Source organism: Streptomyces sp. (assembly GCF_019510245.1).
Lineage (GTDB): Bacteria > Actinomycetota > Actinomycetes > Streptomycetales > Streptomycetaceae > Streptomyces.
In genome coordinates this window covers 1-20,514 of record NZ_JAEKKT010000216.1, presented here as the reverse complement: position 1 = coordinate 20,514, position 20,514 = coordinate 1, and the positions used below count along the sequence as shown (strand labels likewise).

Sequence of the window (20,514 nt, the reverse complement as noted above, 5' to 3'; positions counted from 1 at the left end):
GGGGCGCGTGGCTGTACGAACTGCGGCTACCGCCGCGCGGGCACGACCTGGTGTGGTCTGCTTCGCCGCACCACGAGCACGGCTGCGGTCGCGGTCAGGACGAGTACGGCCGCGGCGGGGCCCGCCAGGGTCAGCACGTGCTGGAGGGAGGAGGCGGCCGCGTATCCGGCTGATGCCTCTGCGGTCGCCCAGACGCAGGCTGCGGTGGCGCTGTACGGCGCGATGCGGCAGTAGGGCAGACGGGCGGCGCCCGCGCAGTGCGGGGCAAGGGTGCGGACCACCGGGATGAAACGGGCAAGGAATACGGCGCGGCCGCCGTGGCGGGCCATGAGCGTCTCCGCCCGTGCCCAGAGGGCAGGCGGGATGCGGCGGCCCGCCGGGCCGGTGCGCAGCCGGTCGGCGAGGAACCACGCGGACAGCTGGGGGATCAGGGCCCGGGTGACCGGGCCGGTGCCGGCGCCGGCTTCCAGGACGGCCAGCGGACGGGACGCCTGGGCCCGGACGGGATCGGTCAGGGCGCGGGCCAGCGCCCTGCCGCTGGGGGCGATCGCGCCGGTGGTGCGCAGATCGCGGGCCGCTTCGATCAGGAACATCCAGCCGTCGGCCTGGCGTTGGGCCAGAACGCGTTCGTGGGAGGTGTGCCAGTCATCCATGCACACGACGCTAGAAATTGCCGTGCGGCAGCGAATCCGCCGCTCTGCCACGGCCTCCCCCTGCGAAAGTAGGGGATGGGGGTCGCCGGTCGTCGAAGGACGCCCAGGGTGTGCCTGCCTAGGATGACCACGGTGAACAGCAGCAAGATCCAGGCAGGGGTGGTGGCCGTCGGGCGCGGCGTGGCCGTGACGTTCTTCGTCACCATCGCCGCGCTGAACGGCACGCAGCTGGTCAGCGATGGCCGGTATGTGGTTCCCATCAGTGCCTCGGCCGTGGCGTGCGCGGTGGTGCTGCTCGTGCCGCGGCTGCGCTGGCCCGTCGCGCCCATCGTGGTCGCCGCCGTCACCGCGTGGTGGGGGTGGATCGGCACGCTGCTGCTGGCTCTCGTCCTGTACGACCTGGCCGCGGCCCGCCGGACGCGGGCGGCGGCCCTCTGCGCCGCCGCCGCGCTGGGCGCCAACCTCCTCGGCTACCCGCCGACCCGGCTGTGGCACCAGCAGCAGTACCTCACCGCGCTGTTCATATGGGCCTTCGCGTACGTCGTCGGCATGTGGATCGGCAGCCGACGGCGTCTGGTGCGGGCGCTGGCCGCCGATGTGGAGCACCTGCGCGTCGAGGCACAGCTGCGCGAGGAGGCCGCGCGGGTCGCGGAGCGGTCCCGGATCGCGGCGGAGATGCACGACGTCCTCGCCCACCGCCTCAGCCTGATCGCCCTGCACACGGGTGTGCTGGCCACCCGCAGCGACACCCTGCCCGGCCCGGTCGCCGAACGACTGGCCCTGCTGCGGGGCACCTCCACGGAAGCGCTCGCCGACCTGCGGGACGTGCTCGGTGTGCTGCGCGATCCCGGCGCCGCACCGAACGGTTTTGGTGCTGTGCCCGCGCCGGTTCCCCAGGACGTCCGGCAACTGGTGGACGACGCCCGCGCCGCCTCGCAGCCCATTGCCGTGACGATCCACGGCCGGCCGGAGGACGCGCCCACCACCCACCGCCTGGCCGTGTACCGCATCGGGCAGGAAGCCCTGACCAACGCCCGCAAGCACGCCGACGGAACCCTGGTGACCATGACGATCGACTACCGGCTGCCGGCCACCCTGGTGGAGGTCACCAACCCCGCCGGTCCCCCCGGGCGGGCGGCCGCCGTCGGCTCCGGCTACGGGCTCGTCGGCCTGCGCGAACGCGTCAGCGCCCTTGGCGGCCGTCTGAACGCGGGACCGGCCGGGGCGGGCTCTTGGCGCCTCGCCGCGCGCATCCCCCACCCGGCCGGCACGCAAGAGAACGGCACTCCCGCATGATCCGCGCAATGATCGTCGACGACGACGCCCTGGTCCGCCTCGGCCTGGCCGACCTCCTCGACAGCGACCCGGAGATCGACCTCGTCGCCCAGGCGGCCGACGGCCTCCAGGCCATCGAGCAGGCCGGCGCCCACCGCATCGACGTCGCCCTCGTCGACGTGCGCATGCCCCGCATGGACGGCATCACCGCCACCGCCCGGCTGAGGGCCCTGCCCCACCCGCCGAGGGTCATCACCCTGACCACCTTCGACCTCGACCAGTACGTCTACGACGCCCTCGGCGCCGGAGCCGACGGCTTCCTCCTCAAGGACACCGACCCGGCCGAGATCCTGCGCGCCGTACACCTGGTCGCGGCCGGCTCCGCGATGCTCCACCCCACAGCGGCCCGCCGCCTCATCGACCGCTACCACGCCACCACCCGGCCCCAGGCGGTCCGGGCCCAGGCCCGCATCGACCGGCTCACCCCCCGGGAACGCGACGTACTCGCTCTCCTCGCCCACGGCGAGACCAACGCCGAGATCGCCGTCCGCCTCACCATGCGTGAGAGCACCGTCAAAGCCCACGTCAGCCGCATCCTGACCGCGCTGGACGTCAGCAACCGCGTCCAGGCCGCCCTCATGGCCCGCGACGCAGACCTCACCACCTGAGCCGGCCGCAACGGCGAAGCCGGTCCCCGGGAAAGCCCGAGTGAGCACCGGCGACCCGACACCGCCGGTGAGCCCGGGCCGGCAGCGGACGGCAGGCCGCGAGGTTCGCCACGGGTCGTCCAGGGAGGCGACGAGCGCTTCGCTGCCGGTTCCCCACCGCGGAGCGCGGTGCGTCCCAGGTGCTCAGTAGGCGTGGTGCACTTGCCAGAACGCCCAGGCCTGGCAGGGGCTGCCGTACGTGGTGTTCATGTAGTTGAGGCCCCACTTGATCTGCGTGGCCGGATTGCTCTGCCAGTCGGCGGCGACGGAGGCCATCTTGTTGCCGGGCAGGGCCTGGACAAGGCCGTAGGCGCCCGAGGAGGGGTTGACCGCGAGGTAGTTCCAGGTGGACTCGTGATCCACGATGTTGCTGAAGCACTGGAACTGGCCGCTGCCCACGATCTGCGCGGCCATCGCCTTGATCTGCGCCACGGTGTAGGAGCTCTGCACCTGGAAGCCGGCGGTGGGGTCGCCGGCCGCGGCCTTGGCCGCCGCCCGCTTCTCGGCCGCGGACTTCTTGGCCTCCGCGGCCTTGGCGGCCGCGGCCCGGGCGGCCTGCTCGGCGTCCTTGCGGGCGCTCGCGTCCGCCTGCGCCGCCACGGTGTCGGCCTGCTGCGTCAGCGACGCCGTCTGCACCCGGGCCTGCTGCCCCGCGGGCAGGTCCGCGAGGAGGGTGGCGTCGGCCGCCGTCGCCTCCGCGTCGTTGTTGTTCTGCGCGCTGCTGCCCGAGGCGACACCGACGACACTTCCGACAGCGGTGACCGCGGTGGCCGACGCCACCGCGATTCCCCGGACCGATATGCGGCTCACGCGCTTCTCTTCCTCTTCGCCCGGGCCACCGTGTGCGGCGGTCGACGGAAGTGTTTCGCTTGCTGGGCAAGGCAGTTGGAACACTCTTGCGTGCCGGCGCGCCCGACGCAATGCCGGCGGACGTGCGGATGCTCACACAGTCGCCGGAGGTGGGTCCAGGGGGCCACCATGAACCTCGATGAACAGTGACGCGCAGCAGGGCGTGGAATGGGTGGTCGGGATCGATGCCGGCGGCACCCGGACCCGTGCGGTTCTCGCGGACGCGCGTGACGGGCGGGTCCTCGGGGAGGGCGAGGCCGGTCCCGGCAACGCGCTCACCGTTCCGGGGCCGCAACTCGCCGCACATCTGGCCGAGGCGGTCGCGGCGGCCGTGCCGGAGGCGATCCGGGCGCGGGTCCGCGCGGTGGCCGGCGGTTTCGCGGGGGCCGCCCGGGCGCCGGAGGAGGAGCGGGGCCGGGTACGGGCACGCGCCGGTCTGATCACCGCTCTGTCGCGGCTGGGCGTCACCACCGGAGCCGTCGAGATCCACAGCGACATCGAGGCGGCCTTCGCCGGGGCGCCCGGGCATCCGGCCGACGGACTCGCCCTGGTGGCCGGTACCGGAGTGGTCGCGGCCCGGATCGAGGGGCGCGTGCTGGTCGCCACGTCCGGCGGGGACGGCTGGCTGCTCGGGGACGACGGGGGCGGGTTCTGGATCGGCCGCGAGGCGGCACGGGCGGCGCTGCGGGCCGCGGACGGGCGGGGCGGACCGACGGTGCTGACCGGCACCGTCGGCCGGGCTCTGGGGATCGCGGCGGGCGTGCTGCCGCCGGCCGGCGGCGGGCGCTGGGCGCCCGCCGCACGCGCCGCCTACCGGGCGCAGCTGCTGCCCGCCGTGCTGGACCGCCCGCCCGTGCGACTGGCCGACCTCGCGCCGCTGGTGCCGGACGCGGCGGCGGAGGAGGACGAGGCCGCGCGGGCGATCCTCCGGGAGGCGGTGACCCATCTCGCCGGGACCGTCGCCGCGTTGCGGCCGCGCCCGGGTGAGGCCCTGGTCGTCACGGGCGGTCTGACGACCCCGCAGGGTCCGCTGCTCGCCCCGCTCGCGGAACGGCTGGGCGGCCTCACGATCGTCCCGGTGGCGGACGGCTGCGCGGGGGCCGTGGCCCTGGCGAGGCTTCTCACCACCGGCCACCGGCCCGCGGCGGACCCGTGACCACCCCGCACCCACCGCACCGGCCGCCTCACCGGTCGGCCCGGGACGTGCCCGCCCCGCACGACGGCCATCTGCGGCGGTTTCCCAGGGGCGCCGGTGAGGGACCCGGTCGACTCGACGGAGGTCAGCGCGGGCGCCGGGCCTTCACCGCGTGCTGACCGGCGATGTGGTCGGTCAACGCCAGTGCGGCACTGGCCCGTTGGTAGGTGAGCTGGGCGACCCGGACGTACAGGCAGTCGATGAGGAGCAGGACCGAGTGGCGGGCGCCGATGATGCCGGTGGGGAAGCTGGTCTCCGGGGTGGACGAGAGGAGCCGGATGCCGGCGGCGCGGGCGAGCGGGGAACGCGGGTCGGAGGTCAGGGCGATCGTCGTGGCACCGCGCTCCCTGGCCGTCTCGAACGGCTCGGTCGTCTCGCGGGTCGACCCGGAGTGGGAGATGCCGAGCGCGACGTCGGCGGGGGTGAGCAGCGCGGCGGAGGTGACGGCGGCGTGCACCTCGGTCCAGCCGCGTACCGAACAGCCGATCCGGAACAGCCGGGTCTCGGTCTCCTGCGCCACCGCGCCGCTGCCGCCCACGCCGTAGACGTCGATCCTGCGGGCCCGGGCCATGGCCTGCGCCGCCCGCTCGACGGCGTCCAGGTCGATCCGGTCCAGGGTCTGCTGGACGGCCCTCAGGTCGGCGGTGCCGACCACCTTCACCACGCGCTCCAGGCTGTCGTCCGGGGAGATGTCAGGACCGATCTCGGCCGTGCCCCAGTCGGAGACCTCGCCGCGGCCCCGCTCCTGTGCGAGCGCTATCAGCAGGTGCTGGTAGGAGTCGAGACCGACGGCCTGGCAGAAACGGGTCACGGTCGCCTGGGAGGTGCCGGTGCGGCGGCCCAGCTCCGCGGCCGAACAGTGCGCGACGGCGGCCGGATCCGCCAGGATCAGCTCGCCCACCTTCCGCAGGGAGCCGGCCAGGCGCGGCAGCTCGGTTCGGATCAGTGCGGTGACGTCGGTCGAGGGCATGCAGAGACGGTACCCGGCACCTTATGAGCCGTCAGTTGAATACCGGGCCCCGATCGCCACGCCGTTGCACCGCACACCGGACGCGTGATTTATTGATTCGTCGATCGGGGTAGCTCCGGGAGTGTGCGCGTGTCCGTCGAGTCCGCCAACGGGTCCGGGACCGAACCGGTGAGCGCCGAACGATTCGCCCGCGAGGGCCTCGCCGCCCTGCACCGCCTCACCGAGTCCGCCCGCGCCGACGTCGTCCGGGCCGCCGGGCTGATCGCCGACTGCGTCCGCGCCGACGGGGTCGTCCAGGCCTTCGGCACCGGCCACTCCCAGGCACTGGTCCTCGAAGTCGCCGGCCGCGCGGGCGGACTGGTCCCCACCAACCGGATCAGCATGGCCGACCTCGTCGTCTACGGCGGCGAGCACCCGAGCGTCCTCGACGACCCGCTCCTGGAACGCGAGCCCGGCGTCGCCGCCCGCCTCTACGACCTCGCCGCCCCGCATCCCCAGGACCTCTTCGTCGTCGTCTCCAACTCCGGTGTGAACAACGTGATCGTGGAGATGGCCCTGCACGCCAAGGAACGCGGACACCGTCTCCTCGCCCTCACCTCCCTCGCGCACACCAGGGCGGTCCCGGCCGGCCATCCCAGCGGCCGAAAGCTCGCCGACCTGGCCGACGTGGTCCTCGACAACGCGGCCCCGCGCGGCGACGCGCTTCTCGAACTCCCCGGCGGCGGCGCGGTCTCGGCGCTGTCCACACTGACCGGGGTGATGCTGGTGCAGATGGCGGTGGCCGAGGCGGCCGGCCTCCTCCTCGCCTCCGGCGACCGCCCCCCGGTCTACGTCTCGGCCAACGTGCCCGGCGGCTTCGAGGGCAACCTGGAACTGGAGAAGCGGTACGCCGGACGGATCCGGCGCACCGCGAGCTGACGGCGCGTCGGCCGACGGGCGGGCGCAGCGCCGCGCGGGTGGCGGCGGAGATCGGCTACGCCGACCGGTCCCGCCTGCACCGGATGTCAGGGCCTTCGGAGGGGTGCCGCCCGATGCGGTGTCCGCCGCGCCGCGGCCGGCGGCCGACGACGTGGCCCGGGCCGCGCCGGCCTGCCTCCCGGGATCACCGCTCCGAGCCGTGCGGCGATGACGGGGTGCCCGGGCCCGATGCCGCGGCCGGGCCGGGGGGCGCCTTTCGCGCCCGGCGGTGCTGCGTCCTCGCCTGGGCCCTGGCGGCCTCGGACAGGGCCGGCTGGAGTCGGCGGGCGGCGTCGACGTGGTCGCCGGTCCAGATGATCCGCACCGCGACGGGCGTGGCCCGCCCCTGACCGTCGCTGAGTTCGGTGCGGACGGACCGCACGAGCCGCGCCGCGCCCTCGGGCCGGAGCGGAACGGCGTCGGGGATGGGCGAACGGCCCCCGAGGCTCGCCGCGAAGACGTGGTACCAGTCGGTGACCCGGGCCGCCGAACCGAGGACGGCACCGTGGGCGTCGGCCCGGACGGCCTGGACCCGCGCCAGGTCCTCGCCCTTCCACAGGGAGACGACGGCGTCGGCGGCCAGCCGCAGCCCGACGACCCCGGTGACGAGCGTGGTCGCGCAGGACAGCGACAGCGGCTTGGCGCCGCGTTCGGCGAGGTAGGTGCGGAACGCGTCGTCGAGGCGGCGGGCGGCGGCCGCCGCCACCCGGCCCTGCGGATCGGGGTCGGCGGGACCGCGGTCGCCCAGGGCGTAGTCCACGGCGTCTCCGAGGTAACGGGCGCTGTCGTCGTACGCCTCGGCGAGAGCCCTGTGGACGGCGCCCCGGGCCCCGCGCGGCCAGAAGAACACCGCCACCAGCACGCTGACCAGGCACCCCAGGGCGATGTCCTGGACCCGCAGCAGGGCGATGTGCCAGTTCGGGTCCTGGCCGATGTTGAACAGCACCACCAGCGTGACGGTGAACGCGGCCTGCCCGGCGGCGAAGGAGATGGCGGCCGGCGCGATCCCGGCGCACAGGATGGCCAGGGGGAGGACGAACCACAGCGCCGTGCCGTGGTGGCCGATCAGCTGCAGCAGCGCGGCACCCACCACCGACCCGGCCACCGTGCCGAGAACGGCGCGGACGGCGTTCTGCCCGGTGCTGAGCGCGTTGGAGCGGAGCACGGACAGGGTGCCCAGCAGCACCCAGAAGGAGTGCCCCACACCCGTCACCCCGGCCAGGAACACGGCGATGCCGAGGCCGACGGCGCCGCGCAGGCTGTTGTGCAGCCACACCGAGTCGGGCCGGAGATGGGCCACGGCGCGTTCCCGCGCGGCGGCGAGGGGTGCGGCCAGGGCGCCCGGCTCCCGGCCGAGGAGCCGCTCGGGCCAGCTGCGCTGCCAGGCGGTGGCCGCCATGTCGACGTTGTCGGCGATCTGCAGCACGGCGAAACCGAGCTCCTGGGCGCGGAAGGACACGTCGAGCGCGGCGATGAACCCGTAGACCTCCGCCGTGCTGGTACCGCCGGGGTGGTCGGCGGGCACCCGGACGGTGGAGCTGTGCTCCATTGCGGCCAGGGCCGCCCGCAGGTCGTTCTCGCGGGTGCGCAGGGGACCGGTGTCCCCGTTCAGGTCCGTGAGCAGATCGCAGGCCGCCTCCAGGACGTGGGCGGCGGCGCGGCGCACGGTGTGCGCGGCCGGGTCGCAGGCCGGGGGCTCGTCGGTGTACTCGGACCGGTCGACGAGGACCGCGCACAGCCAGGTGAGCTGGTCCACCAGCCGGACCAGGGCACGCGAGGTCGCGGACAGGCCGGTCGGTCGGCACGTCGTGGCGTCGAAGACGCCGCGCAGCTCCGCGCCGGTCCGGGCGGTGTGCTCGGCCCCCGCCCGGCACCGCTCGGCGTCGGACCCCGGCCCCTCCGGTGCGGGCAGGGCCGCGCGGATCCGCAGATACCCGGCGGCGGCACGGCAGACGGCCGCCGCCGGGGCGCTGAGCAGGTCGGCGACGGGACGCGGCCACAGCAGGGCGACGGCCGGCAGCGCCACCGCCCCCGCGAGGCCGGCGCCGGCGAGGCGCGCGGGCAGCTGCGACAGGGGCACCGGGGCGCTGACCGGCAGCACGAAGGCCAGCAGCAGCGCGGTCGAGCTGCCGGCCAGGACCGAGCTGACCACGCCGGCGAAGAGAATCACGAACCCGACCGCGACCGTGGCCGCCACGGCGAGCCAGAGCCATGGCGCGGCCAGCGTGCCGAGGCAGATCAGCACCAGCCACGCCACCGCGAGTGCCGCCTGCGCCCGCAGCCGCTCCACCATCGGCCCGGAGTAGTCCACCAGCAACAGCATCGAGAAGGAGCCGAACGCGGCGTAGCTCGCCATCGTCGGGGAGTGCAGCACCATGGTGCACAGCGCGAACAGGGCGGGCATCACCAGCGCCGTACGCCCGGCCCGCCGGGTCGCCGCGAGATCCGGGTCCTTGCCGCGCAACCACGTCACCCACCGTGGCGCCCGCCCCGACATGTCCACCTCCCGCGGCTCCGGAGCGGCCGGCCCCGTCGCCGCACCGCCCACACCACCCATATGCGGTCACCGCCGAGCCGTCCGCAACATTTCCCGGACCGCCGGCGGAGCGCTCGCCGGGGTGCCGTGAGACGGTCCCTCGCCCCTGCCGCCGAGGCCGGTCCGGTGCTCAGCGCACCGGGAAGCCGAACGAGTACCCCTGTTCCTTCAGCCAGGGCAGCACCTCGCGCAGGGCGGCGACCGTCTCGGACCGGTCGCCGCCGGCGTCGTGGAAGAGGATGGTCGGCCCGTTCGGCAGCTCCTCCTTGACGGTGGCGACGATGGCGGCCGTGCCGGGACGCTCGAAGTCCTTCGAGTCCACGTTCCAGCCCAGCGGGCGCATGCCGTGGGAGGCGGCGACCTTACGGCTGTACGGGGTGAAGGCGCCGCCGGGAGCGCGGTAGTAGAGCGGCCGTACACCCCCGGACGCCTCGGTGATCATGCGCTCGGCGTCGAGGATCTGCTGGGACTGGTAGGTCTCGGGCTTGGTGTCCATGGTGACGTCGTGGGAGACCGTGTGGTCGCAGAGCCGGTGCCCGGCCGCCACCACTGCCTTGACCAGGTCGGGGTGTGCCTTCGCCTGCGGTCCGATCATGCAGAACGTGGCCTTCGCGCCGTACTCCTCGAGCACCTGGAGCACCTTGGGGGTCCAGACCGGGTCCGGTCCGTCGTCGATGGTGATGTTCACGCCCCTGGCGCCCCGGTCCGAGGCGTGCGCGATCTCCACCGACACCTTGGCGGCAGCCTCCTTCGGCGCGGGGTGGTGCACCGAAGTCCCGGCCTGCGAAGGATCGTTGACGGGCCCGGCCTGCGCGGTCCACAGCGAGGCGGCCACGGTCACGGCCGTGACCCCGAGCGCCGCCGCGACCACCTGGCCGTACCATCCCCGTCCGCCGCGCCGCGCCATGTCCGCCCCGATCCTTGTTCGTCGTGTCGATCTCGTGCACCCGTCAGGACGGAAGACGGCGGGCGCCGGATCCCTCCGTTACCGATCACGGACAATTCCGCGAGAGTTCTGCGACAGGCGCTCTGCGAGACCTTTAACGCCCGGCGGCGCGATCGGTGTTGGCGTCCGCGCACGGAACGCGGAACGCGGAACGCGGAACGCGGAACGCGGAACGGAGAAAGGAGACCGGAGAAAGGAGACCGGTGAACCGGGCAAGGTGAACCGGGCAAGGAGAACCGAGCGCCGGGATCCCGGATCGGGGAGCGCTGCCGGGGCCGGGTTGGCGCAAGGGTGTCGCGGGGTACAGGCCCCCGTCCGGGCTCACTCCCGCGCCCGCAGCCGTGAGCCCGGCCGCCGGTCCGGCCGCGGTGGTGCCGGCCCCGCCCCGGAAATGCAGCGCTTTCCAGCCCGGCACCGGACCGCGCAGGCGGCATCGCGTGGCCGGCCCCCGTACGGTGGCCCCGGCGTTACGGCCCGTGGGGGCGACCGGCGAAGGACCTCGCCCGTCGGCAGGTACGCTCAGGCGGCCCCGCCGACCTCGTGGACCAGTTCGATCGCCCGCCCCAGCGTGGTGAGCCGGTCCTCCAGGGTCTCGCCCGCCGGGTAGAGGCGGACGGTGTCGACGCCGGCGTCGCGCCAGACCGCGAGGCGCTCGCGCACCATGGGCTCCGTGCCGATCAGCGTCGTACCGAGCACCATCTCGTCGGTCACCAGACCGGCCGCGCCGTCCCGGTCGCCGGCCTGCCAGCGTTCGCGCACCTCGGCGGCGACCTCGGCCCAGCCCTGGCGGCTGTAGGCGCCGTTGTAGAAGTTGGTGGACGCCGACCCCATCCCGCCGAGGCTGAAGGCGAGTTCCTTCTTGCGTCCGGCGACCATCGGGCCGAGCGCCTCCTCGTCGGCCGCGAAGGCGACCTCCGCGCCCTGGCAGACGTCCAGGTCCGCACGGGTCCGACCGCTGCGGGCCAGGCCCTCGTCGAGGTGGGCGAAGTAGGCGTCGGCGGCGCCCTCGGGCACGAAGCTGGTGCCCAGCCAGCCGTCGGCGGCCTCGCCGGTCAGCCGCAGCATGGCGGGGGAGAGGGCGGCGAGGTAGACGGGGATGTCGTGCTCGGCGCGCATCGACAGCCGCATCGGGACGGCCTCGCCGCCGGGCAGCGGCAGCGTGAACTCGGCGCCGGAGTAGGAGAGCCGGCCGCCGTCGACGACCCGCCGGACGATCTCCACCGTCTCCCGCATGCGGCGCAGCGGCCGGGCGAAGGGGACGCCGTGCAGTCCCTCGATCACCTGCGGTCCGGAGGCGCCGAGACCGAGCAGGAAGCGCCCGCCGGACAGGTTGGAGAGGGTGATGGCCGTCTGGGCCACGGCCGTCGGTGTCCGGGTGCCGAGTTGCATGATGCCGGAGCCGAGCAGCATCCGGTCGGTGAGCGCCGCGTAGTAGCCGAGCGCGGAGGGCGCGTCGGAGCCCCAGGCCTCGGCCACCCAGCAGACGTCCAGGCCCAGTTTCTCGGCCTCGACGACGAAGTCGCTCGTCCGGGACCAGTGTTCGCCGCCCGAGGCCTCGATCGTGGTCGCCGTCCGCATCACGCCTCCGCCCGCTTCTTGATCTGCGCGAGCGTGGCGGTGATGCCACGCTCGAACTCCCGCAGCCGTACGAACACGATCTTCTGCTCCTTGTCGGGCATCCGGTCGATGGCGACCGACAGCCCGGAACGTCCCGGACCCAGCTGCATCCACTGCGACAGCTCCGTCCCGCCGTCCTTCGGACGGAGCCGGAACCGCCAGACCGCGGAGGGCTCGGAGGGATCCTGCACCGCCCAGGCGAACACCGATTCCGGCTCGCACTCGATCACGTGGGAGGTGGTCTCCCACTTCCCGAACGCCTCGTGTTCACTGCGGCCGACGAACCTCGCGCCCACCGCGGGGCCGGCTGCCCCGTCCAGCCAGGCGACGGACCGGAGCTCCTCGCTCATGCCCGGCATCAGACCGATGTCGCTGACCAGGGCCCACACCGCGGCCGGTGGGGCGTCGATCCAGGTCCGCACCTCGACCGTGGGTTTGTCCGCGTAGCGTGCGCCCGTCCACTCCAAGACCGTCGGCCCCCTTGCCGTCCAGGATTCTGACCTCCAGAGTTGCTAAATGAGACTCGCCCTGTCAAGGGGTGCGGAGGTCGCGGGTCCTGGAGGCCGGCCCGCCGCGCTCAGTCGACACCGAACCGCCGGCGGATGTCCGGCCGCTCCCTGAGCCGCTCGGGATAGCCGGGCCCCATCCGCATCGAGGTCTCCCCGGACCTAAGCGGTGTCCGGCAGTGGGAGCAGACGACCTCGGCGGAGGTGTCGTGGTCGCACGCCTCGTGGTGGAAGACCACGGGCACGCCCCGTTCCCCGGCCAGCCACCGGTCGCCCCACGCGGACATCGCGGCCAGCACCGCGAACAGGTCCCGGCCCTTCTCCGTGAGGACGTAGTCGTAGCGCGGCGGCTCCGCCTCGTACAGCCGCTTCTCCAGGATCCGCTCGTCCACCAGGTGGCGCAGCCGGTCGGTCAACGTGTTGCGGGCGATGCCCAGTTCCTGCTGGAACTCGTCGAAGCGGCGGATCCCGTAGAAGGCCTCCCGCACCACCAGCGGCGTCCAGTGGTCACCCAGCAGATCGACGGTCCGTGCGATGGAGCACGGCCACTTGGCGAACGACGTCCGTTTCATGGCTCCACGATAGCGAGTCTTGTGAAGAAACCCTGCTGACAGTCGCGTTCTCGGATGTGGGCTGCCCGCGCAGGCCGCAGCATGAAGCGGGGGGCCGGGCCGTCCCCCGGGCGGCCGTCGACCGTGGATCGAGGTGTCCGACCATGAAGATCGAGGGATCGGTCGCGTTGGTGACCGGAGCGAACCGAGGGATCGGGCTGGCGTTCTGCCGCGCCCTGCTGGCCCGCGGCGCGGCCAGGGTGTACGCGGGCGTACGACGGCCGGAGGACCTCACCGAGCCGGGCCTGGAGCCGCTGCGCCTCGACGTCACCGACCCCGAGCAGATCGCGGCCGCCGCGCGGACGGTGTCCGACGCGACCATCGTGATCAACAACGCGGGCATCCAGGCCGGGCCGGGCCTGCTGGAGGGCTCCCTGGACGGCGCACGGCAGGAGCTGGAGGTGAACTACCTGGGCACCTGGGCCGTCTCCCGTGCCTTCGCGCCGGTGCTCGCGGCCAACGGCGGCGGCGCCCTCGTGAACATGCTGTCCGTGGCCTCGTGGCGCTCGACCTGGCGGTTCCCCAGCTACGCCGCGTCGAAGGCGGCGCAGTGGTCGGTGACCAACGCCCTGCGGGTCGCCCTGCGGGAGCAGGGGACGCTGGTCGTCGGCGTGCACGTCGGCTGGGTGGACACCGACGCCACCGTGGCGGTCGACGAGCCCAAGACGGACGCGGCCGAGGTGGCCGCGCAGACGATGGAGGCGATCGCCCGCGACGAGCCCGAGGTGCTCGTCGACGAGACGGCACGCCGGGTCCGGGCCGCGCTGTCCGGTCCGCTCGATCTGCTCTACCCGACCGGCTGATCGCGCGCCCCGATCGTGCGACCGTGGAGCCGGCAGAGCGACTCGACACACTCGACACAACGGTGAGGTGGAGCCATGCAGACCGACTTCGACGTCGTCGTCCTCGGAGCCGGGCCGGGCGGCTACGTGGCCGCGATCCGCGCCGCCCAACTGGGCCTGCGCACGGCCATCGTGGAGGGCCGCTTCTGGGGTGGCGTCTGTCTGAACATCGGCTGCATCCCGGCGAAGGCGCTGCTGCGCAACGCCGAGGTCGCCCAGCTGATCCTGCACGACGCGGAGAAGTTCGGCGTGAAGATCAGCGGGGAGGTGGGCCTGGACTACCGCGCCGCCTACGAGCGCAGCCGGGTGGTGGCCGACGGGCGCGTCAAGGGCGTCGGCTACCTCATGCGCAAGAACAAGATCGAGCAGTTCGAGGGGCAGGGCACCTTCCTCGACCCGCACACCCTTCAGGTGCGCATGCGGGACGGCGAGACCACGCTCTCCTTCCGCTCCTGCATCATCGCGACCGGCTCGACCGTGAAGCTGCTGCCCGGCACGGCGCTGGGCCGCCGCGTCGTCACCTACGAGGAGCAGATCCTCTCCGACACCCTCCCGTCGAGCCTGGTCATCGCGGGTGCCGGGGCCATCGGCGTCGAGTTCGCCTATCTGCTGCGGTCCTACGGGGTCGAGGTCACGCTGGTGGAGTTCCTGGACCGGATCGCCCCGCTGGAGGACGAGGAGGTCTCGGCCGAGCTGACCAGGCGCTTCAAGCGGCAGGGGATCCGGGTCCTGACCTCCACCGCCGTGCAGTCCATCGAGGAGACCGAGGACAACGTCCGCGTGACCGTCCGCTCCGGCGACTCGGAGCAGGTCCTGAAGGCCGAGAAGGTCCTGCAGGCCACCGGCTTCCAGCCGCGGACGGCCGGCTACGGGCTGAGCAGCACGGGCGTACGGCTCACCGAGCGCGGTGCCATCGACATCGACGGGTACTGCCATACCAGCCGGCCGCACATCTACGCGATCGGCGACGTCACGGCGAAGCTGATGCTCGCGCACACCGCGGAGGCGATGGGCATCGTCGCCGCCGAGAGCATCGCCGGCGTGGAGACCATGGAGCTGGACTACCGCATGATCCCGCGGGCGACGTTCTGCCAGCCGCAGATCGCGAGCTTCGGCTGGACCGAGGCCGAGGCCCGCGCCCAGGGCTTCGACGTACGGGTGGCGAAGTTCCCCTTCACCGCCAACGCCAAGGCGCACGGCTTCGGCGACACGGTCGGGTTCGTGAAGCTCGTGAGCGATGCGCGGTACGGCGAGCTGATCGGCGGCCACCTGATCGGACCGGACGTGACGGAGCTCCTGCCCGAGCTGACGCTCGCGCAGAAGTGGGACCTGACCGTGCACGAACTCGCCCGGAACGTGCACGCCCATCCCACGCTGAGCGAGGCGCTCCAGGACGCCCTGCACGGGCTCGCCGGACACATGATCAACCTCTGACGGCGGTCGTACCATGACATGACCGTCCCGCAGCCGCCCCGAGGAGTCACCGTGGCCCGCCCCCGTACCGTCGCACGCACCGTGGAGCACCCCGAGCTGTCCGAGGTCTCGCTCCAGCAGGTGCTGGAGGCGCTGGTGGACCCGGTGCGGCGCATGGTGGTGTCACAGCTGGCCCGGGCAGGGGAGGACCTGAGCTGCGGGACGTTCGTCGCGCCCGTCTCGCTCTCGACGCTGACGCACCACTTCGCCGTGCTGCGCGAGGCCGGCGTCCTCCGCCAGTACTACGTCGGGACGGCGAAGATGAACACGCTGCGCGCCGACGAGATGGAGCTGCGGTTCCCCGGACTGCTCTCCGCGGTGCTGGCCGCCGCGGCGCTGGAGGCGGAAGCGGCCGCGGGCCGAAGCGGCCGGTGACCTTATTTCGATGGTTCTCAAAATTTGACGGCCATCAAACCTTGGGGCAGGGTGAGGGAAGTCGCCGGGCCGGTCCGGCGCGTCTCCTTCCCGATCTCTGCCCCTAGGACGGATGCACCATGGCAAGACTCGTTCAGTTCGACCGGATCGGCGGACCCGAGGTCCTCACCCTCCGTGACGTCGAGGTCGGCGCCCCCGGCGCGGGAGAGGTCCGAATCCGCGTCGACGCGATCGGCCTGAACCGCGCCGAGATCATGTACCGCGAGGGCGCCTACTTCTACGACCCGGTCTTCCCGTCCCTGCTCGGCTACGAGGCCGCCGGTGTGGTCGAGGCGGTCGGCCAGGGCGTGGCCGGCCTCGCGGAGGGCGACCCGGTGGCGGTCGTACCGCAGTTCCTGCAGACCGACTACGGCACGTACGGCGACCACGTCGTCGTCCCGGCCTCGGCGGTCGTGCCCCGCCCCGCCGGGGTCGACCCGGTCCGGGCGGCGGCCGTGTGGATGGCGTACATCACCGCCTACGGTCCTCTCGCCGAGAGCGGCCGGGTGCGCCCCGGTGACCACGTCCTGATCACGGCGGCCTCCAGCAGCGTCGGACTCGCCGCCATCCAGATCGCCCGCCATGTCGGCGCGGTCCCGATCGCCACCACGCGCGGCGCCGGCAAGCGGCAGCGCCTGCTGGAGGCGGGCGCGGCCCATGTGATCGTCACCGACGAGGAGGACCTGCCCGCCCGGATCAAGGAGATCACCGGCGGCGAGGGCGTCCGCCTGGCCTTCGACCCCGTGGCGGGACCCGGCGTGGAGACCCTCGCGGAGGGGATCGCCCCCGGCGGCTTCCTGGTGGTCTACGGCGCTCTCGACCCGCGTCCCACCCCGCTGCCCAACGCCCATGCCTTCCCGGCGCTGACCAGCAGCACGTACACCCTCTTCGAGATCACCACGGACCCCGAGCGCCTGCGCCGCGCGGTCGCGTTCGTCAACGCGGGCCTCGGCTCCGGCTCCTTCGACCCGGTCGTCGACCGCACCTTCGACCTCGCGGACATCGCCGAGGCGCACCGCTACATGGCGGCGAACGAGCAGGTCGGCAAGATCGTCGTCACCGTCTCGCACGAGGGTGCGGCCGACTGAGCCCCCGTGCGCGGCGCCGGCAGGGCGACTGTCAGTGCCCGGCCTGTGCCGCCAGCCGGGCGGCCGCGTCGTGGACGAGCCGGGCGTGCAGTTCGAACAGGGCCACCAGGTCGATCGAGTCGCCCTGGACCTCCCGGTGCACGAACAGGCCGTCGGCGCCGGCCACGGTGTAGGTGGTGAGCGTGTGCACCTCGTCCTCGGACAGGGCCGGGAAGAGGCCGGCGATGATCTCGGCGATGCGCCGGTGGGAGATGTCGCGGACCTGGAGGAAGACGGTGCGGCCGCGGGGCTCGGTGGGGCGGCGCTCCAGTGCGAGCATCAGGCCGAGGCGCAGGAAGTCCGGGGCGGCGAGGAGGGACCGGGCCACGTTCGCCGCCATCAGGACGACCCGCTCCAGCGGGGTGCCGGCGTCCTCGCCGGGCAGTTCGACGGCCTGGAGCCAGGTCTCGAAGCTGCGCTCGATGACGGCCGCGATCAGGTCGTCCTTGTCCTTGAAGTGCCAGTAGATCGAGCTGGCGGGCAGGCCGCACTTGGCGCTGACGGCCGCGATGGAGGTGCCGTCGTAGCCGCGCTCGCCGGCGATCTCGACGGTGGCGTCCAGGATGCGCTGGCGCGACTCCACCCCGTTCGCACGCTTCCTGCGCGTCGTCTGCGGCCCGGTCATCTCTGCGCCTCTCGGGGGTCCCGGCGGCCGGGTTCCGGGCCGCCTCCACGGCGTCCACTCTAATTGGAACATTCCCTACAGGAGGAACCGAGGGCCGCCGGCCGGCGTGGCGATCCTGATCTCGGTGCTCCGGCTTCCCGACCGAGCCGGTCGCCGAGGGCGGTCCCGGTCTCGGGACGTCCGGCTCCTCGGGGCTCCTCGGCCGTGCGGCCGGCCCTCCCGCCGCCCCGTACGCGGCTATCCGGGGGGCAGGTCGGCGAGGAAGCGGGCCCCGGAGGTGCAGGCGGGATCCTGGGAGACCTCGCCGCCGACGGACCGGGCCAGACGCCGCGCGAGCGGCAGGCCGAGGCCCGCGCCGCCGTGCCCGTCCCCGGGATCGGCCCGGCGGCCGGGCTGGAAGAGGTCGCCCACGAACGCCTCCGGTACGCCGGGCCCGTCGTCGGTGACGCTGATCCGGACCCCGCCGGGCACCGGGCGCGCGGACACGGTCACCGTGGAGTGCGCGTAGCGGAGCGCGTTCGCCAGCAAGGGGCTGACGATGCGCTCGAGAAGGGCGGGCCGGACACCTGCCGTCGGCCCCGGATCGGCGGCGTCGACGACGGTCTTCACCCGCTCCGGCGTCCCGAGGCGGTCGACCAGCCGGTGCAGGACCGGCACGACGGCCGTCGCGCCGGGGGCCGCGCCGGCGGTGCGAGCCTCCTCGCGGGCGTCGTCCAGCAGGGTGTCGCAGATGGTGCGCATGGCCTGGGCAGCCTCGGCGATCACCTCGTGCGTCGCCCGGGTCTCGGCCCCGGAGCGCGGCCGGGCCCGCCACCAGTCCAGCTCGACGATGATCCGGGTGAGCGGGGTGCGCAGCTCGTGGGAGAGTTCCCCGGTCAGCTGCCGCTCGTGCCGCAGCACGGTCTGGATGCGGTCCAGCAGCGCGTCCAGCGAGGCGCCCAGGCGGGCGAGCTCGGCCGGCTGGCCGGCGGCGCCGAAGCGCTCGTCGGAGCCCGCCGCGCTCCACTCGGTGGCCTGGTCCGTCATGGTGCGCACCGGGCGCAGCGCCCGCCCGACGGCGAGGCGGGTCAGCGCGTAGGTGCACGCGAGCATGACGGAGTCCAGGACCAGGGACCCCAGCAGCACGGTGTCCGCCGAATTGCGGTACGGGGCGAGGTCCAGGGCGGTGACGACCGACGCCGTGCTGCGGCGCCCGGCCACGGAGCGGGCGCACAGGCGGACGGACCGGGGATGCCCGGCGGTCACGGTCGTACAGACGCCGTCTCCCCGTACGGCGAGCCGCGCGGCGGCCGCGGTCAGGGTGCCGCCGGCGGTGGCGGACGGGGGCTTCTCCAGCAGACGCGTCCCGCTGTAGATCCAGACGTTGGCGTCGAGGAGCCGGTCGTTGACGGTCTCCAGGACCCGTACCCGGGGGCCGCTGGTGTCCACGGTGGTGGCGACGGCGGCCGCACGGTTGCCCAGCTCGGCGTCGGCCTGGTGCTGGAGGTGCCGGTCCATGACGGTGTTGAACGCCACGGTCAGGACGGTCATCAGGAGGGCCGCGGTGGTCACCGCCACGAGCGAGAGCCGGCCGCGCAGCGTGCGCGGGGCCAGGTGGCGCAGGACGCCGTTCATGACAGCCGGTGGCCGATCCCGCGCGCCGTCCCGAGGCGCAGTTCGCTGCCCGCCGCGCGCAGCTTGCGGCGCAGCCGGCTCAGGTACTGGTCCAGCGTGTTGTCGCTGACCTGAGCCCCGTCCGGCCAGGCGGCCCGCACGAGGTCCCGGCGGCTCACGATGCCCCCTGCCGCGGCCACGAGTGTGGCCAGCAGCCGGAACTCCGTCGGGGACAGCTCGACCAGGGCCTCGCCGACGTGCGCGCGGTGCCGGGTCGCGTCCAGGACCAGGTCCCCGGCCGTGGACACCGCCGGCGGGGCGGAGCGCTTGAGCGAGGCCCGCAGCCGGGCGACGAGTTCGGCGAGGTGGAACGGCTTGGGGAGGTAGTCGTCGCCCCCCGCGGAGAACCCGGACAGCCGGTCGGTGAGGTGGTGGCGGGCCGTGAGGAAGATGATCGGGGCCGCGAACCCGTTGGCGCGCATCGCCTGGCACACGTCCCTCCCGTCAGCGTCCGGCAGCCCGACGTCCAGGACGACCGCGCCGATGCCGTCGCCGGTCAGCCGCAGGGCGGTGGCGCCGTCGGCGGCGGGTACGGGCTCGAAGCCCTCGTCGGCGAGCCCGCGGCGCAGCACGTCCCGCAGGGCGTGGTCGTCCTCCACGACCAGGATCTTCTGAGGCATGGTCCTCCGTCGGAGCTACGGCCGTACCGCGGCCCGGGGCGGGACGGTCACCCGCGCCCCTCCTCGGAGGCGGCGCTGCGCCGCCCCCGGTACACCTCGGAGACGACGGGGACCAGGGACACGACCACGATCAGGGCCACCAGCGGCAGCAGGTACCGGTCGACGTTCGGGATCGACGAGCCCAGCGCGTATCCCGCGAGGGTGAGGCCGACACTCCACGCGAGTCCGCCGACGACCTGCCACTGGGTGAACGTCCGCACCGGCACCTCCAGCGCGCCCGCCATGGGATTGAGCACCGTGCGCACCACGGGCACGAAGCGGGCCAGGACGATGGCCTTCGCGTGGCCGTACCGCTCCAGGAAGTCCTCGGCGCGCCGCACGCCTTCGTGCAGGCGCTTGGAGCGGCTGCGTGCCAGCAGGGCGCCGCCCGCCTTCCGGCCGAGCAGGTACCCGAACTGCGCCCCGGCCAGCGCGCCCGCGGCCGCCGCCACCAGCAGCGGTCCCAGGGACAGGTGCAGACTGCCCTGCGCCGAGCCGGTGCACAGCAGGCCTGCGGTGAACAGCAGGGAGTCGCCCGGCAGGAAGAACCCGACCAGCAGCCCCGTCTCGGCGAACATGACCACCCCGACGCCCAGCACGCCGAAGGCCGACAGCAGCGAATGAGCGTCGAGCACGTTCACGGCCAGCTGTGACGCCGCGAGGATCGGTGTGGTCATGAACGGGGCCCTTTCCGGCGGACGGTCTCACGTGAACACCTGAACACCTGAACGACTACATCCCTGTAGACGTCGTAGGGAACTCTAGACCCGTCCTCCGCACATGCCTCGTCCGGTTGGATCGAGGTGTGGGCGGTGTCCGGTTGTCGGTGTAGTCGTTGATGTGATGTGTCGAAGATTTCGCGTGCCAAGCGGCCACGGGTGCAGCGTCCACGGATGGAT

General features: G+C 73.6%; 20 protein-coding genes. 8 read left to right on the top strand and 12 right to left on the bottom strand.

Translation table 11 applies throughout. The features are described from left to right. Positions 1-26: 26 nt before the first annotated feature. Positions 27-653, bottom strand: coding sequence for a VTT domain-containing protein (locus tag JF597_RS43425; protein ID WP_294009746.1), 627 nt, complete (start codon positions 651-653; stop codon positions 27-29). A gap of 132 nt (positions 654-785) precedes the next feature. Between JF597_RS43425 and JF597_RS43420 the strand changes: the two genes are divergently transcribed. Both JF597_RS43420 and JF597_RS43415 read left to right on the top strand, forming a co-directional pair. Further along, on the top strand, positions 786-1,949 hold the full coding sequence (locus tag JF597_RS43420) for a histidine kinase (protein WP_294009743.1): 1,164 nt from the start codon (positions 786-788) through the stop codon (positions 1,947-1,949). Next, positions 1,946-2,596 carry a response regulator transcription factor gene (locus JF597_RS43415; protein WP_294009740.1) on the top strand — a complete coding sequence of 217 codons (651 nt, stop codon included), beginning with the start codon at positions 1,946-1,948 and terminating at the stop codon, positions 2,594-2,596. The genes JF597_RS43420 and JF597_RS43415 overlap by 4 nt, the downstream gene beginning before the upstream one ends. Before the next feature lie 183 nt (positions 2,597-2,779). On the opposite strand, the gene JF597_RS43410 is transcribed toward JF597_RS43415, so the two are convergent. Next, complete coding sequence (locus JF597_RS43410; protein WP_294009736.1) at positions 2,780-3,445, bottom strand: lytic transglycosylase domain-containing protein; 666 nt, start codon at positions 3,443-3,445, stop codon at positions 2,780-2,782. A 178-nt stretch (positions 3,446-3,623) separates the two neighbouring features. Here JF597_RS43410 and JF597_RS43405 point away from each other — a divergent pair, with 178 nt between their 5' ends. Then, positions 3,624-4,640 (top strand): BadF/BadG/BcrA/BcrD ATPase family protein, encoded by a 1,017-nt coding sequence (locus tag JF597_RS43405; RefSeq protein WP_294009733.1) that lies wholly within the window; start codon positions 3,624-3,626, stop codon positions 4,638-4,640. Positions 4,641-4,764: 124 nt separating this feature from the next. Here the strand turns inward: JF597_RS43405 and JF597_RS43400 are convergent, their stop codons facing one another. Continuing rightward, a complete protein-coding gene (locus tag JF597_RS43400; RefSeq protein WP_294009731.1) occupies positions 4,765-5,649 on the bottom strand; it encodes a MurR/RpiR family transcriptional regulator in 885 nt (294 codons plus the stop codon). Positions 5,650-5,778: 129 nt separating this feature from the next. Here JF597_RS43400 and JF597_RS43395 point away from each other — a divergent pair, with 129 nt between their 5' ends. Next, the gene (locus tag JF597_RS43395; protein WP_294009728.1) at positions 5,779-6,567 is read left to right on the top strand and encodes an SIS domain-containing protein; all 789 of its coding nucleotides are present in this window, start codon (positions 5,779-5,781) and stop codon (positions 6,565-6,567) included. 184 nt (positions 6,568-6,751) lie between these two features. Here JF597_RS43395 and JF597_RS43390 read toward each other — a convergent pair whose 3' ends face one another. The 5 genes from JF597_RS43390 to JF597_RS43370 all read right to left on the bottom strand — a co-directional run bounded on the left by JF597_RS43390 (position 6,752) and on the right by JF597_RS43370 (position 12,783). Further along, a complete protein-coding gene (locus JF597_RS43390; protein ID WP_294009725.1) occupies positions 6,752-9,103 on the bottom strand; it encodes an FUSC family protein in 2,352 nt (783 codons plus the stop codon). 169 nt (positions 9,104-9,272) lie between these two features. Next, positions 9,273-10,049: a polysaccharide deacetylase family protein gene (locus tag JF597_RS43385; protein ID WP_294009723.1), complete on the bottom strand. Its 777-nt coding sequence runs from the start codon at positions 10,047-10,049 to the stop codon at positions 9,273-9,275. 558 nt (positions 10,050-10,607) lie between these two features. Continuing rightward, the gene (locus JF597_RS43380; RefSeq protein ID WP_294009721.1) at positions 10,608-11,666 is read right to left on the bottom strand and encodes an LLM class flavin-dependent oxidoreductase; all 1,059 of its coding nucleotides are present in this window, start codon (positions 11,664-11,666) and stop codon (positions 10,608-10,610) included. Further along, positions 11,666-12,172, bottom strand: a complete 507-nt coding sequence (locus tag JF597_RS43375) for an SRPBCC family protein (RefSeq protein ID WP_294009719.1) — start codon at positions 12,170-12,172, stop codon at positions 11,666-11,668. Before JF597_RS43375 ends, JF597_RS43380 begins: the two co-directional genes overlap by 1 nt. Positions 12,173-12,282: 110 nt before the next feature. After that, positions 12,283-12,783, bottom strand: a complete 501-nt coding sequence (locus JF597_RS43370; protein ID WP_294009717.1) for a helix-turn-helix domain-containing protein — start codon at positions 12,781-12,783, stop codon at positions 12,283-12,285. 143 nt (positions 12,784-12,926) lie between these two features. Between JF597_RS43370 and JF597_RS43365 the strand changes: the two genes are divergently transcribed. The 4 genes from JF597_RS43365 to JF597_RS43350 all read left to right on the top strand — a co-directional run bounded on the left by JF597_RS43365 (position 12,927) and on the right by JF597_RS43350 (position 16,639). Next, complete coding sequence (locus tag JF597_RS43365) at positions 12,927-13,625, top strand: SDR family oxidoreductase (RefSeq protein ID WP_294009715.1); 699 nt, start codon at positions 12,927-12,929, stop codon at positions 13,623-13,625. A 75-nt stretch (positions 13,626-13,700) separates the two neighbouring features. Continuing rightward, positions 13,701-15,098: a dihydrolipoyl dehydrogenase gene (gene lpdA / locus JF597_RS43360; protein ID WP_294009713.1), complete on the top strand. Its 1,398-nt coding sequence runs from the start codon at positions 13,701-13,703 to the stop codon at positions 15,096-15,098. 51 nt (positions 15,099-15,149) lie between these two features. Beyond that, positions 15,150-15,512, top strand: a complete 363-nt coding sequence (locus JF597_RS43355) for a helix-turn-helix domain-containing protein (RefSeq protein WP_294009710.1) — start codon at positions 15,150-15,152, stop codon at positions 15,510-15,512. A gap of 119 nt (positions 15,513-15,631) precedes the next feature. Beyond that, positions 15,632-16,639, top strand: a complete 1,008-nt coding sequence (locus tag JF597_RS43350; protein WP_294009707.1) for a zinc-dependent alcohol dehydrogenase family protein — start codon at positions 15,632-15,634, stop codon at positions 16,637-16,639. Between the two features lie 31 nt (positions 16,640-16,670). Here the strand turns inward: JF597_RS43350 and JF597_RS43345 are convergent, their stop codons facing one another. From JF597_RS43345 to JF597_RS43330, 4 genes are all read right to left on the bottom strand, one after another. After that, complete coding sequence (locus JF597_RS43345) at positions 16,671-17,303, bottom strand: TetR/AcrR family transcriptional regulator (RefSeq protein WP_294009704.1); 633 nt, start codon at positions 17,301-17,303, stop codon at positions 16,671-16,673. A 237-nt stretch (positions 17,304-17,540) separates the two neighbouring features. Continuing rightward, the gene (locus tag JF597_RS43340; protein ID WP_294009701.1) at positions 17,541-18,917 is read right to left on the bottom strand and encodes a HAMP domain-containing sensor histidine kinase; all 1,377 of its coding nucleotides are present in this window, start codon (positions 18,915-18,917) and stop codon (positions 17,541-17,543) included. After that, complete coding sequence (locus tag JF597_RS43335; protein WP_294009698.1) at positions 18,914-19,576, bottom strand: response regulator transcription factor; 663 nt, start codon at positions 19,574-19,576, stop codon at positions 18,914-18,916. The genes JF597_RS43340 and JF597_RS43335 overlap by 4 nt, the downstream gene beginning before the upstream one ends. 47 nt (positions 19,577-19,623) lie before the next feature. After that, positions 19,624-20,292, bottom strand: a complete 669-nt coding sequence (locus JF597_RS43330; protein ID WP_294009695.1) for a DedA family protein — start codon at positions 20,290-20,292, stop codon at positions 19,624-19,626. Positions 20,293-20,514: the final 222 nt, after the last annotated feature.